At 66.4% G+C, this 15,295-nt stretch carries 15 protein-coding genes; all 15 read left to right on the top strand.

What is annotated here, in order from left to right:
- The first annotated feature begins 3 nt into the window (after positions 1-3).
- The 15 genes from AC5RUU_RS18000 to AC5RUU_RS17930 all read left to right on the top strand — a co-directional run bounded on the left by AC5RUU_RS18000 (position 4) and on the right by AC5RUU_RS17930 (position 15,271).
- A complete protein-coding gene (locus tag AC5RUU_RS18000; RefSeq protein ID WP_493976576.1) occupies positions 4-1,467 on the top strand; it encodes a UDP-N-acetylmuramoyl-tripeptide--D-alanyl-D-alanine ligase in 1,464 nt (487 codons plus the stop codon).
- On the top strand, positions 1,464-2,573 hold the full coding sequence (gene mraY / locus AC5RUU_RS17995; RefSeq protein ID WP_493976575.1) for a phospho-N-acetylmuramoyl-pentapeptide-transferase: 1,110 nt from the start codon (positions 1,464-1,466) through the stop codon (positions 2,571-2,573). Before AC5RUU_RS18000 ends, mraY begins: the two co-directional genes overlap by 4 nt.
- Positions 2,555-4,132: a UDP-N-acetylmuramoyl-L-alanine--D-glutamate ligase gene (gene murD, locus AC5RUU_RS17990; RefSeq protein WP_493976574.1), complete on the top strand. Its 1,578-nt coding sequence runs from the start codon at positions 2,555-2,557 to the stop codon at positions 4,130-4,132. Before mraY ends, murD begins: the two co-directional genes overlap by 19 nt.
- Positions 4,133-4,134: 2 nt before the next feature.
- Positions 4,135-5,475 carry a putative lipid II flippase FtsW gene (gene ftsW / locus AC5RUU_RS17985; protein WP_493976573.1) on the top strand — a complete coding sequence of 447 codons (1,341 nt, stop codon included), beginning with the start codon at positions 4,135-4,137 and terminating at the stop codon, positions 5,473-5,475.
- Between the two features lie 6 nt (positions 5,476-5,481).
- Positions 5,482-6,582, top strand: coding sequence for an undecaprenyldiphospho-muramoylpentapeptide beta-N-acetylglucosaminyltransferase (murG, locus tag AC5RUU_RS17980; protein ID WP_493976572.1), 1,101 nt, complete (start codon positions 5,482-5,484; stop codon positions 6,580-6,582).
- Positions 6,579-7,955, top strand: a complete 1,377-nt coding sequence (gene murC, locus AC5RUU_RS17975; protein ID WP_493976571.1) for a UDP-N-acetylmuramate--L-alanine ligase — start codon at positions 6,579-6,581, stop codon at positions 7,953-7,955. The genes murG and murC overlap by 4 nt, the downstream gene beginning before the upstream one ends.
- Positions 7,948-8,943, top strand: coding sequence for a cell division protein FtsQ/DivIB (locus AC5RUU_RS17970; protein WP_493976570.1), 996 nt, complete (start codon positions 7,948-7,950; stop codon positions 8,941-8,943). Before murC ends, AC5RUU_RS17970 begins: the two co-directional genes overlap by 8 nt.
- 184 nt (positions 8,944-9,127) lie before the next feature.
- Positions 9,128-10,366 carry a cell division protein FtsZ gene (gene ftsZ / locus AC5RUU_RS17965; protein ID WP_493976569.1) on the top strand — a complete coding sequence of 413 codons (1,239 nt, stop codon included), beginning with the start codon at positions 9,128-9,130 and terminating at the stop codon, positions 10,364-10,366.
- An 8-nt stretch (positions 10,367-10,374) separates the two neighbouring features.
- Positions 10,375-11,064 carry a purine nucleoside phosphorylase YfiH/LACC1 family protein gene (locus AC5RUU_RS17960; protein WP_493976568.1) on the top strand — a complete coding sequence of 230 codons (690 nt, stop codon included), beginning with the start codon at positions 10,375-10,377 and terminating at the stop codon, positions 11,062-11,064.
- Positions 11,057-11,797, top strand: a complete 741-nt coding sequence (locus AC5RUU_RS17955; protein WP_493976567.1) for a YggS family pyridoxal phosphate-dependent enzyme — start codon at positions 11,057-11,059, stop codon at positions 11,795-11,797. The genes AC5RUU_RS17960 and AC5RUU_RS17955 overlap by 8 nt, the downstream gene beginning before the upstream one ends.
- A gap of 90 nt (positions 11,798-11,887) precedes the next feature.
- Positions 11,888-12,418 carry a cell division protein SepF gene (locus AC5RUU_RS17950; protein ID WP_493976566.1) on the top strand — a complete coding sequence of 177 codons (531 nt, stop codon included), beginning with the start codon at positions 11,888-11,890 and terminating at the stop codon, positions 12,416-12,418.
- A 121-nt stretch (positions 12,419-12,539) separates the two neighbouring features.
- Positions 12,540-12,827, top strand: coding sequence for a YggT family protein (locus AC5RUU_RS17945; protein ID WP_493976565.1), 288 nt, complete (start codon positions 12,540-12,542; stop codon positions 12,825-12,827).
- A 171-nt stretch (positions 12,828-12,998) separates the two neighbouring features.
- A complete protein-coding gene (locus AC5RUU_RS17940) occupies positions 12,999-13,688 on the top strand; it encodes a DivIVA domain-containing protein (protein WP_493976564.1) in 690 nt (229 codons plus the stop codon).
- Between the two features lie 91 nt (positions 13,689-13,779).
- The gene (lspA, locus tag AC5RUU_RS17935) at positions 13,780-14,352 is read left to right on the top strand and encodes a signal peptidase II (RefSeq protein WP_493976563.1); all 573 of its coding nucleotides are present in this window, start codon (positions 13,780-13,782) and stop codon (positions 14,350-14,352) included.
- A complete protein-coding gene (locus AC5RUU_RS17930; protein ID WP_493976562.1) occupies positions 14,345-15,271 on the top strand; it encodes an RluA family pseudouridine synthase in 927 nt (308 codons plus the stop codon). Before lspA ends, AC5RUU_RS17930 begins: the two co-directional genes overlap by 8 nt.
- Positions 15,272-15,295 lie beyond the last annotated feature (24 nt).

Raw genomic sequence — 15,295 nt, 5'->3', positions numbered from 1 at the left:
GAGATGATTGCATTTACTGCGGCGGAAATCGCCGAAATCACCAGCGGGCGCCTGGACGCCGATCCCGGAATCACGCCCCTTTCGGTGGTTACGGATTCACGCGAAGCCACGCCGGGTTCGCTCTACGTCGCAAAACCGGGCGAGTTCGCGGACGGCCACGACTTTCTTCCTGCCGCGTTCGGCGCCGGGGCTGTCCTGGCCCTCGTTGAACGGCCGGTAGCCGGTCCGGACGGAGTTCCGTACCCTTCGGTGCTGGTGCCCGACGCCGTCCTGGCCATGGGTGCACTGGCAGCCGAGGCAGTCCGCAGGATCCGCGCAGCCCGGGCAGAAGCCGGCGGGAAGTTGACCGTGGTGGGCATCACCGGCTCGGCCGGCAAGACCACCACCAAGGACTTGCTGGCCGGCATCTTCGCGTCCCATGGCGAGACCGTGGCGCCGCAGGGCTCCTACAACGGTGAAGTGGGAGTACCGCTCACGGTGTTCCGCGCAGGCACCGGCACCCGCTACCTCGTGATCGAGATGGGCGCCACCGGCATTGGACACATCCGGTACCTGGCCGAGATGGTCAGGCCCGATATAGGCGTCGTACTCGGCGTCGGGACGGCGCACGCCGGCGAGTTCGGGGGAGTGGAGAACATCGCGGTCGCCAAGGGTGAGCTCGTGGAAGGCCTCACCGCCGCCGGAACCGCCATCATCAACCTCGACGACGACAGGGTGGCCGCGATGCGCGCCCGCACCACCGCAACGGTGCTGGGTTTTTCCGCGGAAGGACGCGAAGACGCTGCCGTACAGGCGCTCAACGCCGACACCAATACCGGCGGGAACCCCGAATTCGACCTCTTGCTGCCAGGCGGCGAGGGGCCGCACCGCGTTTCCAGCCGCCTGATCGGCGCCCACCACGTGGGGAACCTGCTCGCGGCGGCAGCTGCCGCCTTCGCAGCCGGTGTACCAGGCGCCGAGATTGCTTCCGGGCTGAGCAGCCAGGCCGCTGCCAGCCGGTGGCGGATGGAGCGGACCGAGCGGGCGGACGGCGTCACGATCATCAACGATGCCTACAACGCAAACCCGGAGTCCATGAGGGCCGCGCTCCGGACCCTCGCTGACCTGGGCCGCGGCCGGCGCACCTGGGCTGTCTTGGGCGCCATGCTGGAACTCGGCGAGGACTCCATCCGGGAACATACCGCCGTGGGCACCCAGGTGGTGCGGCTCAACATCTCCCGGCTGGTGGTGGTGGGCCGGGAGGCACGTCCGCTCTACGTCTCCGCCGTCCAGGAGGGATCCTGGGGGGACGAATGCATTTTCACGGAGACCGCCGACGAGGCCTACGATCTCCTCAACGCCGAACTCCAGCCGGGGGACCTGGTGCTGTTCAAGTCCTCCAACAGCGTTGGACTGCGCCATTTGGGTGATCGGATAGCATTACCCCCAACCCGCCAGCCCGCCGATGAAAGGAGCACTCTGCTGTGATTGCACTTTTGATCGGCGCCGGGCTGGCCCTGCTGTGCGCACTGGTTGGTACCCCGCTCTTCATCCGGCTCCTGGTCCGCCGCGGCTATGGACAGTTCATCCGGGATGACGGCCCTACCTCGCACCACACCAAACGCGGAACGCCCACCATGGGCGGAACGGTTGTGGTGGCCGCCGTCCTGCTGAGCTACGGACTCACGCACCTCATCATGTTCCTGATGAACCCGGACACGGCCGGGCCGTCCGCGTCCGCCCTGATCCTGCTGTTCCTGATGGTGGGAATGGGCCTCGTCGGCTTCCTTGACGACTTCATCAAGATTTCCAGGCAGCGCAGCCTGGGCCTGAACGCCAAGGCGAAACTTATCCTGCAGGCTGCCGTGGGCATTATCTTCGCTGTGCTGGCCCTCAACTTTCCAAACGAGGACGGCCTTGCCCCGGCCTCCACGAAGATATCGCTGGTCCGCGACCTGCCGTGGCTGGACCTGGCCTTCGGCGGAACTGTGCTGGGTGCCATCCTCTTTGTCATCTGGTCGAACCTGATCGTGACGGCTGCCACCAACGGCGTCAACCTCACGGACGGTCTCGATGGACTGGCGGCCGGCGCCTCGGTGATGGTCTTCGGGGCATATACCCTGATGGGCATCTGGCAAAGCAACCAGGCCTGCGGGTCGCCGCGGCAAGCCGGCAGCGGCTGCTATTCCGTACGGGATCCTTTGGACCTCGCCCTGCTGGCCGCCATTATGAGCGCGGCGCTGGTTGGCTTCCTCTGGTGGAACACCTCACCGGCGAAGATCTTCATGGGGGACACCGGTTCCCTCGCCATCGGTGGGGCCATTGCCGGTTTTGCCATCCTCTCCCGGACCGAACTGCTGCTGGGAATCATCGGCGGCCTGTTCGTCCTGATCACCCTGTCCGTCATCATCCAGGTGGGTTATTTCAAGGCCACGGGCGGTAAACGTGTCTTCAAGATGGCACCGCTGCAGCACCACTTCGAACTGAAGGGCTGGGCGGAAGTGACCGTGGTGGTCCGGTTCTGGATCCTGGGCGGCCTCTTCGTGGCCGTGGGCCTTGGCATTTTCTACGCTGAATGGGTTGTATTGCTGTGACCGTTTCCCCCCGCCTGCAAAACCTCGTCTCCTGGGACTCCGACTGGGCAGGGCTGCGCGTGGCCGTCACCGGCATCGGTGTTTCCGGCTTTGCCGCGGCGGACACCCTGATCGAACTCGGTGCCCGGGTGGTGGTGGTTGACGCCGCCACCACGGAGAAAGCCAAGGCGCACGCGGAAACACTCAGGATCGTTGGCGCGGCCGATGTCCTGCTGGGGGAGGACGCGGTAACGCGGATTCCCCGGATTGACGGAGAACTTCCGGAGCTGATCGTCACCTCGCCCGGCTGGCGCCCCGACCAGGCCCTCCTCGCCGCCGCTGCCCGTGCGCACATCCCCGTGTGGGGGGACGTGGAACTCGCCTGGCGGGTCCGCACCAGGGAAGGCCGGAAGACGGCCGACTGGCTGGCCATCACCGGCACGAACGGGAAGACCACCACGGTGGGCCTTACCGAGTCCATGCTCCGCGCGGCTGGCCTCAAGGCCGTCGCCGTGGGGAATGTGGGGACCCCCATCCTGGATGCCATCCGGGATCCCGTCGACTACGACGTTTTCGCCGTCGAGTTGTCCAGCTTCCAGCTGCACTGGGCGGAATCGCTTTCGCCCGTGGCCAGTGTCTGCCTGAACGTCGCCGAGGACCATGTTGACTGGCACGGTTCCTACGAGTCGTACCTCGCGGACAAAGCGAAGGTTTACGAGCAAACCCGGAAGGCCTGCATCTACAACGCCGAGCAGTTTGAAACCGAACGCATGGTGGAGAACGCCGACGTCGTGGAGGGCTGCCGCGCCATCGGGTTCACCACGGTCACGCCGGCCATCAGCATGCTCGGCGTGGTCGAAGGGCTCCTGGTGGACCGCGCCTTCATCGAAGAACGCAAAGACAGTGCGGCCGAGCTCGCCTCGATGAACGACCTCGGCGCTTTTGCGCCCCGCCACATGGTGGCCAACGCTCTCGCCGCCGCCGGGCTTGTGCGCGCCTACGGGGTGGACGCAGCCGCCGTCCGCCAGGGAATCCGGGACTACATCCCGGGGGACCACCGCATCCAGCCGGTTGCCCGCCACAATGACGTCCTGTGGGTCAATGACTCCAAAGCCACCAACCCGCACGCGGCGTCGGCTTCGCTGGCTGCCTTCAACAACGTGGTCTGGATCGCGGGAGGTTTGTCGAAAGGCGTTTCCTATGACGACCTTGTGCACGAGCACGCCTCCCGGCTGAAGGCCGTGGTGCTGATCGGCACGGACACGTCCGTGCTGGGCGGTGCCCTCCAGCGACACGCGCCGGATGTCCCGGTGATCGTGGCGGTACCGGGTGACACTGAAGGGGTGCAGACTGCTGCAGCGTCCGCTGGCGTCGAGGCCGGTTCCTCCCTGTCCGGGGAACAGGTGATGTCCATGGCCGTTGCATCAGCAGCCCAGCTGGCCGCATCCGGCGATACTGTGCTGATGGCTCCGGCAGCTGCTTCCATGGATCAGTTCTCTTCCTATGCTCACCGTGGTGACACTTTCATCGCAGCTGTCCGCGGGCTGGTGGAAGGGCAGGGACAGACCGGCGAGGAGTAAGAATGGCCAGCACGCCCACCCGGCAGCAGCCAGCCAAAGAGCAGGCCCGCACGCCTGGCCCCGGTTCCTCCGCAACAGCAGTCCGGCGGCAGGCCACCCTGCCCGGAAAGCTGCGGACCATGTACCGCCGGTTCTGGTCCGCCCTCGAAGGCAACGGAACCTCCCGCAACGGCTCCACTTACTACCTCATCCTGGGTTCCACCCTGGCCCTGACTGCTATCGGCATCATGATGGTTCTTTCCGCCTCCAGCGTGGAATCGATCGCTGCCGGAAAGTCGCCCTATGGGGACGCCTTGAAACAGGGAGTATTCGCCGCAATCGGCATCTTCACCATGTTCGTGCTGTCACGGATCAACGTGGTGTGGCTCAAGCGCCTGGCCTGGCTCGCGATCATTGCGGCCCTGGCACTCCTTGTCCTGGTGCAGCTGGTGGGTGCGGAGGTCAACGGCAACAAGAACTGGATCGACCTCGGCGGCATTACCTTCCAGCCGTCCGAGGCGTCAAAGCTCGCCCTTGCCCTGTGGATGGCCACAGTGCTGGCCAGGAAAGGCAAGCTGCTCAGCCGCTGGCAGCACGTCGCAATTCCCGCCGTCCCGATGGCCGTCATCGTGGTGGGGCTGGTCCTTTGGGGCAACGACCTCGGCACGGCCATGATCATCATGATGATCACGGCGGCCGCGTTATTCTTCGCCGGGGCACCCCTCTATCTCTTCGGCATCGCGGGTCTGCTGGGTGCCGCAGGAGCCGGCATCATGGCTGTCACCAGCTCCAACCGCGTGTGCCGCATCACCTCCTGGTGGACCGGCGAGTCCTGCGCCGACGGCATTGACGCGAACTACCAGGCAACCAACGGCATTTACGGACTGGCCTCCGGAGGCTGGTTCGGGGTGGGGCTTGGCCAGAGCCGGCAGAAGTACAGCTGGATTCCGGAAGCCCACAACGACTTCATCTTCGCCATCATCGGCGAGGAACTCGGCCTGGTGGGCACCGTCGTCGTGCTGATTCTCTTTGCCATCCTCGGTGCCGCAATCTACCGTGTGGTGGTTGCCCAGGAGGACATGTTCCACCGGGTCCTCGCCGGAACCATCATGGTGTGGCTCCTCGGCCAGGCGACCGTCAACATGGCCGTGGTTACCGGGCTGATGCCCGTCATCGGCGTGCCGCTGCCCTTCATTTCGTATGGCGGCTCCGCACTGCTGATGTCCCTCTGCGCGGTTGGCGTGGTGCTCTCGCTAGCCCGCGAGCAGATGGCGCCCGCCATCCGCCCCAAGAAGATGCTGAAGTTCAAGGCCAAGGGCCGCGAAACTGCCGAAAAGAAGAAGACTGCAAGAAAGCGTGCCTGATCCCAGATGACCCCGAACACTCCCTCCATCGTCCTGGCGGGCGGCGGAACAGCCGGCCACATCAGCCCGCTCCTGGCCATCGCCGCTGCCGTGAAGAGCGCTTCCCCGGGTGCTGCTCTCCTGGCTGTCGGAACGCCGTCGGGAATGGAAACCCGGCTTGTCCCGGCAGCAGGCGTCAAACTCGCAACGATCGACCGCGTGCCCTTTCCCCGTAAGCCCTCCATTGACCTGGTGCGGCTGCCGGGACGGCTGGCCGGAGCGGTGCGGCAGGCCGGCTCCATTCTGGACGAAGCCCGGGCGGACGTCCTGGTGGGCGTCGGTGGTTATGTGTGCACGCCCATGTACCTGGCTGCCAGGAAGCGGGGCATCCCGATCGTCATCCACGAGGCCAACGCCCGGCCAGGCCTGGCAAACAGGGTAGGGGCGATGCTGACGGAGCGCGTTGCGGTCGCCTTCGACGGCACGCCGCTCCGGAACGCCCTCCACGTCGGCATGCCTATGCGGACGGAAATCTCGTCCCTTGACAGGGGGGCGGCACGGACCGGCGCCAGGGAAGCGCTGGGATTGGACCCGGACCAGCCCACCCTGATCGTCACGGGCGGTTCCTCCGGTGCCCAAAGCATCAACCGGACCATCGGCGGCGCCGTGGGGCAACTGGCAGCCGCTGGCATCCAGACGCTGCACATCACCGGGCGCGGAAAATCCGTCCTGGACGACGCCGGCAAGCCCTTCGCGGCGGAAGGCTACCGGCAGGTGGAGTACATCGACGGCATGGAGCTCGCCTACGCCGCCGCCGATGTGCTCCTGGCACGGTCGGGGGCGGCGACGGTCTGCGAGGTGGCAGCCGTCGGAGTGCCCGCAGTCCTGGTGCCGCTGCCCATCGGCAACGGGGAGCAGGCCCTGAATGCTGCCGGACTCGTGGCGGCCGGCGGCGCACTGCTGGTGGCAGACCGGGATTTCAACGCCGCATGGTTGGCCCGTGAGCTGATACCGCTCATAACCGACAAGGACCGGCTCGCCACCATGGAAGCAAATTCCTACCGGCTGGGCATTCGCAACGCCGACCAGCGCATGGCTGGTCTCATCCTGGAAGCGGTTACCGCATGAACCACCACAAAGACGCCGGCCTGATTGACCTCGGCAAGGTCCATTTCATTGGCATCGGGGGTGTGGGCATGTCGGCAGTGGCCAGGATCATGGTGGCCCGCGGGGTTCCTGTCAGCGGTTCGGACGCCAAGGACCTGCCGGTCATGAAGGACCTGGCAGCAGCAGGTGCCCGGATCTCCGTAGGCTACGACGCTGCCAACCTCGGTGATGCGCAGACGGTGGTGGCGGGTTCGGCCATCCGTGCGGACAACCCGGAGCTTGCGGCTGCCAGGCAAGCCGGCCTGCCTGTCCTGCACCGCTCCGAAGCGCTTGCGGCCACCATGGGAGAGGACCTGGTGGTCACCGTGGCCGGGACCCACGGGAAATCAACAACCACGTCCATGGTGGCTGTCCTCCTGCAGGGAGCAGGGCTGGACCCCTCGTTCGCGATTGGCGCCAACGTACCGGCCCTCGGCGTCAATGCCGCGCACGGAACGTCCGGCATCTTCGTGGCCGAGGCCGACGAATCCGACGGATCATTCCTTAACTACCGGCCCCGGATCGCCGTGGTTACCAACGTCGAACCCGACCACCTGGACCACTACGGCACGGCGGAGGCGGTGTACGAATCCTTCGACCGGTTCACCGCGCTGCTCCCCGCAGACGGAGTGCTGGTTGCCTGCTCGGACGACGCCGGAGCGCTGGCACTTGCGGAAAGGACCAGGGCGCGCGGCAACGCCCGCGTGGTCCTCTACGGGACCGGCGCCGGTGCAGACCTGGTGCTGCACGACGGCGGCCCCGGGCAGGTAGCCGTGTCCGGCCCGGCAGGCCGCCACGAGCTTTCCCTCCAGGTGCCGGGCCGGCACAACGCCCTAAACGCCGCGGCTGCTTTCGCCGTGGCCCTTGAGCTGGGCGTGGAGCCCGCGGCCGCAGCCGCTGCCCTGGCCAGCTTCTCCGGCGCCTCCCGGCGGTTCGAACTGAAGGGCTCCGGCAGGGGCGTGCGGGTTTTCGACGACTACGCCCACCATCCCACCGAAGTGCGCGCAGCCTTGACTGCGGCGCGCTCGGTGGCGGGGGACCACAAGGTGCACGTGCTCTTCCAGCCGCACCTGTTCTCCCGGACACGCGAATTTGCCAGGGACTTCGCCGAGGCACTGAACCTCGCCGACACTGCCCTGGTGCTGGACATCTACCCCGCCCGGGAAGACCCGATCCCCGGCGTGACCAGCCAGCTTATTGCCGACCACCTCGACGAAGGCGGCCGCCTGGTTCCGGCAGCCGATGCGGTGGCAGCGCTGGTGGACGCCGCGTCCGACGGCGACATCGTGCTGACCGCCGGCGCCGGTGACGTCACCGCCTACGGACCGCTGATCGTAGAGGCCCTGCGTGGCTAGCTCGCGCCGGCCCACCTACCGGCCGGCCGGCCGGAGCGGGAGCACGGCAACCGGTGCCGGCAGCGGCCGCACGCAAGCGTCCGGCCGTCCGGGTCCCGGCGGGGACGACGTTATCTCCGCTTCCCGCAGCGTTCCTGATCCTGCGCCGGAAAAGCCCACCGCGTCGCCAAAACCTTCAAAGGCCGCAAAGCCTCCAGGCTCCCGCAAGCAGCGGTTTGCGGGGCTGGGAAAGGACAAGCCTGCGGAGCCCTCCGGCGGGGCCGCCGCGAACGTCCTGGCATTCCCGGAACCCAAGGGCAGGCGGCGCAAAAGGACATTGCTGACAGTAGGGTCCGCCGTGGTTGCGCTGGTGGCCGGGCTGCTGGCAGGAGCTGTCTATTCACCCGTCCTTGCCCTGGACTCCATTACGGTTTCCGGCACAAGGCTCCTGACTCCTGACCAGGTGCAAAGCGCTCTGGAGCCACTGCGCGGCAAGCCGCTGCCGCAGATCACGGACGAGGAAGTGGGCCGGCTGCTTGAGCCGCTGGTCCAGGTGAAGTCCGTTTCCGCCGAGGCGCGGCCGCCGTCGGGGCTCGCCGTGGCCGTGCGGGAGCGCGTGCCCGTGGCGCTGGTCAAGCAGGGGGAGCAGTACCAGCTGGTGGATGTGGAGGGCGTGCAGCTGGCAACCACCGCCGATGCGGCGTCGGTTTCGCTGCCGGTCATCGACGGCGGAGCCGGGACCATCGGCCAGGACCTGTTCCGCGCCACGGCCGCTGTCCTTGGCGCGCTGCCCGCCGACGTCCTCGCCAAGCTGAGCAATGCTTCGGCACAGTCGGTGGACGCCGTCGAGCTTAAACTCGTGGACGGGCAGACCATCATCTGGGGAAACGCGTCGGAAAAGGAACTTAAGGCTAAAGTCTTGGAGGCGCTTCTCAAGGTTCCTGCCGACCCGAAGAACCCGGTCAAGGTGTACGACGTCAGTGTGCCCCGGCATCCGGTGACCCGGTGACCTGCATTCTTTCCGGTATTAATCCGACACGCGGACCCGGTTATTGAATGTGGGAACCAGAGGAAATACCGTCACAGACATGAGTTACTTGACATAACTATAACCTTCAAGTCGAAGGTTAAGGTTCCAGGCTTCAAGCTCTCCATCAGTTTTCGCAATAAGACACGAACAAGGGACACGTAACGTGGCAGCTCCGCAGAATTACTTGGCCGTCATCAAAGTCGTCGGCATCGGCGGCGGTGGCGTGAACGCAGTCAACCGCATGATCGAGGTCGGCCTCCGGGGCGTTGAGTTCATCGCCATCAACACGGACGCCCAGGCCCTGCTCATGAGCGATGCCGACGTCAAGCTGGACGTGGGGCGGGAACTGACCCGGGGCCTGGGTGCCGGAGCCAACCCCGAGGTGGGCAAGCAGGCCGCCGAGGACCACGCGGACGAGATCGAGGAAGTGCTCCGCGGCGCCGACATGGTCTTCGTGACTGCCGGCGAAGGCGGCGGCACCGGCACTGGCGGCGCGCCCGTCGTCGCCCGCATCGCACGTTCCCTTGGGGCCCTGACCATCGGTGTCGTCACCCGCCCCTTCACCTTTGAGGGCCGCCGCCGCGCGGGCTCCGCCGAGGCCGGAATCGACGCCCTCCGCGACGAGGTGGACACGCTGATCGTGATCCCCAATGACCGGCTGCTGTCCATCAGCGACCGCAACGTCTCGGTCCTGGACGCCTTCCGCTCGGCCGACCAGGTGCTGCTCTCCGGTGTCCAGGGCATCACCGACCTCATCACCACTCCCGGCCTGATCAACCTTGACTTCGCCGACGTCAAGTCCGTCATGCAGGGTGCCGGTTCCGCCCTCATGGGCATCGGCTCGGCCCGCGGCGAGGACCGCGCCGTCAAGGCAGCGGAACTGGCCATCGCGTCGCCGCTGCTGGAAGCCTCCATCGACGGCGCCCACGGCGTGCTGCTCTCCATCCAGGGCGGTTCGGACCTCGGCCTGTTCGAAATCAACGAGGCCGCCCGCCTGGTCCAGGAAGTGGCGCACCCCGAGGCGAACATCATCTTTGGCGCCGTGATCGACGACGCCCTCGGGGACGAAGCGCGCGTCACCGTCATCGCCGCCGGATTCGACGACGTCAAGGCCACCTCGCCGTCCATGGACCAGTCCCAGCCGCAGGCGGCACCGCAGCGTCCCGCCGCTCCCGCCGCAGCACCCGCCCCTGCGCAGGCGCCGTCCGCGGGAAACCACCAGGTCAACGTCCAGCCGGTCCACGCAGGAGTGGGCGCTGCAGGGCTGAGCAACTGGGGCCAGCAGCGTCCTTCCGCCGTGCCCGCGGACTCCGGCTTCGACGTCGACCTTCCCTCCGTGGTGGAGCCGGACCTGACCGGAAACCACCCGGATGACCTGGATGTCCCCGACTTCCTGAAGTAGGCCCCGGCTTGTTCCATTGGCGTGCCGACATCCTGCCCGGGGTGTCCGCCGCATTCACGAACACGGGCGCCGGGAACCTGGCCCTGCATGTCGGGGACGATGCCGCGCAGGTATTGCAGCGGCGCGCGGAGCTGGAACGGTCCATGGGCGTACCGCCCTCCGGACTGAGGTTCATGACCCAGGTCCACGGCGTAACCGTCACAGTCATGAACAGGGACACCGTGACGCCCGAGGCCGATGCGATGGTGTCGCGCGGCCTTCCGCTGGCCGTCATGGTGGCGGACTGCATTCCCGTGCTGCTCGCCGCCGAATCCGCGGACGGACCGGTCCTGGCTGCCGTCCACGCAGGCCGCCCCGGGATCGCGAACGGTATTGTCCCTGCAGCGGTAGACAGCATGAAATCTTTGGGTGCGTCCGGCATCCGTGCCTGGCTGGGTCCGTCCATCTGTGGACGCTGCTACGAGGTTCCGGCCGCGCTGCAGGACCAGGTGGCGGCTGCAGTACCCGCCACCCGCAGCACAACCTCGTGGGGCACGCCCGGCCTTGACCTGCCGGCCGGTGCGCGGAGCCAACTGGAGGACGCGGGCGTGGAAGTGGCATATTCCGGGGAATGCACCCTGGAGACCGAGTCCCTCTTCTCTTACCGGCGCAACCGGGACGCCGGCCGCTTCGCGGGAGTGGTGTGGTGCCATGGGTAACCGCGTCGCAGCGGGTGGAGATCCCCGGACCGCCGAGCTGGCCGACCGGCTTACTGCGGTCAACCGGCGCATTGAAGCAGCGGCCGCAGCGGCAGGCCGGGAGGGGCAGCCGCCCAGGCTGATCGTGGTCACAAAGTTCCATCCGGCAGAGGACATCCGGCGGCTCGCAGCACTGGGCGTGACGGACGTCGGTGAGAACAGGGACCAGGAAGCCGCCGGCAAGGCTGCCGAACTGGCCGACTGCGGGCTTACCTGGCACTTCGTGGGCCAGCTCCAGACCAAGAAGGCCAAATCGGTGGCGCGCTACGCCGCGGCCGTCCACTCCGTGGACCGGCCCCAGCTGGTGGAAGCCCTGGCGAAAGCCGCGGGCGCGGAGCAGGAAAGCACGGGGCGCGCGCCACTGGCGTGTTTCATCCAGGTCAGCCTGGAGGACGACGCCGGGACGCACCGCGGCGGGGCCAGCCCCGCCGAGGTGCCGCTCCTGGCCGGGCAGATCGCGGCAGCGGCAGGCCTCCGACTGGCGGGAGTGATGGCGGTGGCGCCGCTGGGCGCGCCGCCGGAACCCGCCTTCGAAAAGCTTGCCGGTGTCTCCGCCCGGCTCGTGGCCGACCATCCGGCCGCCACCGCGATCTCGGCGGGCATGAGCCAGGACCTGGAAGCAGCCATCATGTTCGGGGCGACACACCTGCGGATCGGTTCCGATATTCTCGGATCACGTCCCGCAGTGGGGTAGCGTCGGTCCTGTTGGAAGTGATGGGCGGGGGACCCCAATGCTGTCAAGTCATTGGACGGCCCGCGGACGGGACACGAATAGGAGTCGACCATGGCCGGCGCTCTGCGCAAGACAATGATCTATCTTGGGCTCGCCGACGGCGATGAGCATTACGAGTCCGAGCAACAGACCACACGTAAGGATGAGGACGAAACGATGGAAGCTGACCGCGAGGAGCGCCGTGCACCCGCACCCGTCCGCGAGGTCAGCCGCGAGGCGTCCTACACCCCCGAAGAGGAATATCGCGCCCCAGTGACCCCCATCAAGCGAGCGGCGTCGAGCCGCGAAGAGACCACTGGCCTGCGCCAGATCACCACCATCCACCCGCGCTCCTACAACGACGCGAAGCTGATCGGCGAGAGCTTCCGGGACGGCATCCCGGTGATCATGAACGTCACGGACATGGGGGAGGCCGATGCCAAGCGCCTGGTGGACTTCTCGGCGGGACTGGTGTTCGGGCTGCGCGGAAGCATCGAGCGGGTGACCAACAAGGTGTTCCTGCTGTCGCCGTCGTACGTCGAGGTCATTGGTGACGACAAGAAGGCCAGCGACACCCAGGCCAGTTTTTTCAACCAAAGCTGACCATCAGGCAGGTTCGGGATGCCAGGCAGGGACACCTGTCTGGCATCTGTGCTGAAATAGACGGGATACATCGGCAGGATACTGCCGGGCCCACAATGGACATGGAGATATGAGTTAAGTCATGGGAATTGTTTTCGGACTTGTCTATCTCGCGCTCCTGCTGTTTTTTGTGGCCCTCATCATCCGCCTGGTCTACGACTGGGTCCAGATGTTCGCCAGGGAGTGGCGGCCGCGGGGCGCGGCGCTGGTGGCAGCGCACGCCGTTTACACCATCACGGATCCGCCCCTCAATGTACTGCGCCGGCTCATTCCGCCCCTTCGCCTGGGCGGAATCTCGCTTGATCTGGGATTCCTGGTCCTTTTCATCGCCGTGAGCATCGCCATGGGAATCACGCGGGGACTCGCCTGATTGCCGGATAGACCAGCAGCGCAGCCTGGACCCGCGGGAACAGCTACTGTAAAGCGAAGAAACTCGCGTTTGACACTGCAGTGTTGAATTAGAGTAACCAGACCAAATTTAGGTACCGTAGTTTCGACGGCCGGAAGGCCTACTGACTAACCAGACCAGTGAGGTGACCAGATGGCTTTGACGCCAGAAGACGTTGTCAATAAGCGCTTTCAGCCGACCAAGTTCCGTGAGGGCTACGACCAGGACGAAGTTGACGACTTCCTGGACGAGATCGTCGTTGAACTCCGCCGCCTGAACCAGGAGAACGACGAGCTCCGGAAGAAGCTTGCCGAAGCCGGGTCCAGCGTTCCCGCCAGCGCCGCTGCCGCCCCCGTGGTGGAGAAGGTCCCCGCGCCGGTCAAGTCCGAGAAGGACGAGGCACGCGAAAAGGCCGAGGCTGAGGCCAAGGCTGCCGAAGCTGCCAAGAAGAAGGAAGCCCAGGCTCCCGTTCCGGTTGCTGCTCCGGCTCCTGCCAGCCAGGCCGCCGTCGCCACTCCCTCCGCCGAATCTGCCGCGGGCCTGCTGGCCATGGCACAGCAGATGCACGACCGCCACGTTGCCGAGGGCCAGGCACAGAAGGACAAGATCATTGCGGAGGCGCAGATCGAAGCCAGCAGCCTCGTCAACGACGCCCAGGAGAAGTCCCGCAAGATCCTCGGCGCCCTGGAGCAGCAGCGGTCCGTCCTGGAACGCAAGGTGGAGCAGCTGCGCGGCTTCGAGCGCGACTACCGCTCACGCCTGAAGGCCTACATCGAAGGCCAGCTCCGCGACCTCGATGCCCGCGGTTCGGTGGCTACGCCCGAAGTGAGCGAAGCCAACTAGTCCGCCAAGCACGTATTCTGAAAGCCGGTGGCTGAGGATTCCTCGGCCGCCGGCTTTTGGCATTGACCCCGGTCTTACGAATGAAAGCACCATGACTGACGAACTCGCTGCAGACGCGGCACGCCCTGTCCCGCCTTCAGCACGGCCCCGCCGCGCCGTGCTGCTGTCCCTCTTTGCCGGGTTCGCGGTGTTTGCCTACGTCCTGGACCAGGTGACCAAGCTCTGGGTCACGTCCACCATGGTGGAGGGCGAGCGGATCCCGGTCTTTCCGCCGCTCCTGCATTGGTACTTCATCCGCAACTCGGGAGCGGCGTTCTCGATCGGCGAAAACGTCACCTGGGTGTTCTCCATCATCATGGCCGTGGTCGCAGTGGCCATCCTCTTCCAAATCCGGAAGCTGGGTTCAAAATGGTGGGCCCTGGCACTGGGCCTGCTGCTGGGTGGGGCGCTGGGCAACCTCACGGACCGGCTTTTCCGCGAGCCGTCCTTTGGCATGGGGCACGTTGTCGACTTCATCCAGCTTCCCAACTTTGCCATTTTCAACATCGCCGATTCCGCAGTGGTATCCGCAGTCGCCATCATCTGCATCCTTACCCTGCGCGGGATCGCGCTGGATGGCACCCGGCTGACCGGGGAGCGGAAGGAAAAGTCCGGCGATGCCTGAACGGTACGTCGTTGCCGAAGAGTACGCCGGTGCCCGCGCCGACGCCGGGCTGGCCGGAATCCTGGGGGTTTCCCGCTCCGTTGCGGCGGGCCTGATCGCGGAGGGCCACGTTGTGAGCCGGGGCAAGGCTCTGGGCAAATCGGCAAAGCTCTCGGCAGGAGACGTCCTCGACGTCAGCATGCCGGAACGGCGGGACCCGCTGGAAGTCGTGGAGGAAGTTGTGGAAGGCCTGAAGATCCTGCTGGACGACGACGATTTCGTCGTCGTCGACAAACCCGTGGGTGTTGCCGCCCATCCTTCCCCGGGTTGGGTGGGCCCCACGGTCGTGGGCGGCCTCGCCGGCGCCGGGTACCGCATCTCCACCTCCGGCTCACCGGAACGGGCAGGCATTGTGCACCGGCTCGACGTCGGAACCTCCGGGGTGATGGTCGTGGCAAAAACCGAACGGGCCTACACCGCCCTGAAGCGTGCCTTCAAGGAACGGACCGTGGACAAGGTGTACCACGCAGTGGTGCAGGGCCTGCCCGATCCGTTGACGGGCACCATCGACGCTCCCATCGGCCGGCACCCCGGCCATGATTGGCGCTTCGCCGTAATTGAGGACGGCAGGCAGTCCGTCACGCACTACGAGGTGATCGAGGCGTTCGGCAAGGCCAGCCTGGTGGAAGTCCATCTCGAAACGGGCCGGACGCACCAGATCCGGGTGCATTTCTCGGCCCTGCGGCACCCTTGCGCAGGTGACCTGACCTACGGCGCAGACCCCCGGCTAGCCGCGACCCTGGGCCTGACCCGGCAGTGGCTGCATGCCCGCGAACTTGGTTTCGACCATCCTGGCACGGGGGAGCGGATCCGGGTCACCAGCGATTACCCGCAGGACCTTGCCTACGCGCTTGAGGTGCTGGGATCCGGCCGGGCCTGACCGGGTCGGCTGCCGCCCACGCTT

The sequence above is a fragment of the Arthrobacter sp. K4-10C genome (genome assembly GCF_059090085.1).
This window is presented reverse-complemented; position numbering and strand designations above follow the sequence as displayed.

Bases quoted from the DNA above. Each gene is read 5' to 3' on its own strand.
- AC5RUU_RS17945 (WP_493976565.1), top strand. From the start codon at position 12,540: ATGGGAATTGTTTTCGGACTTGTCTATCTCGCGCTCCTGCTGTTTTTT.
- AC5RUU_RS17930 (WP_493976562.1), top strand. From the start codon at position 14,345: ATGCCTGAACGGTACGTCGTTGCCGAAGAGTACGCCGGTGCCCGCGCC.
- AC5RUU_RS17950 (WP_493976566.1), top strand. From the start codon at position 11,888: ATGGCCGGCGCTCTGCGCAAGACAATGATCTATCTTGGGCTCGCCGAC.
- murG (WP_493976572.1), top strand. From the start codon at position 5,482: ATGACCCCGAACACTCCCTCCATCGTCCTGGCGGGCGGCGGAACAGCC.
- AC5RUU_RS17940 (WP_493976564.1), top strand. From the start codon at position 12,999: ATGGCTTTGACGCCAGAAGACGTTGTCAATAAGCGCTTTCAGCCGACC.
- AC5RUU_RS17955 (WP_493976567.1), top strand. From the start codon at position 11,057: ATGGGTAACCGCGTCGCAGCGGGTGGAGATCCCCGGACCGCCGAGCTG.
- ftsW (WP_493976573.1), top strand. From the start codon at position 4,135: ATGGCCAGCACGCCCACCCGGCAGCAGCCAGCCAAAGAGCAGGCCCGC.
- murD (WP_493976574.1), top strand. From the start codon at position 2,555: ATGGGTTGTATTGCTGTGACCGTTTCCCCCCGCCTGCAAAACCTCGTC.
- lspA (WP_493976563.1), top strand. From the start codon at position 13,780: ATGACTGACGAACTCGCTGCAGACGCGGCACGCCCTGTCCCGCCTTCA.
- murC (WP_493976571.1), top strand. From the start codon at position 6,579: ATGAACCACCACAAAGACGCCGGCCTGATTGACCTCGGCAAGGTCCAT.
- AC5RUU_RS18000 (WP_493976576.1), top strand. From the start codon at position 4: ATGATTGCATTTACTGCGGCGGAAATCGCCGAAATCACCAGCGGGCGC.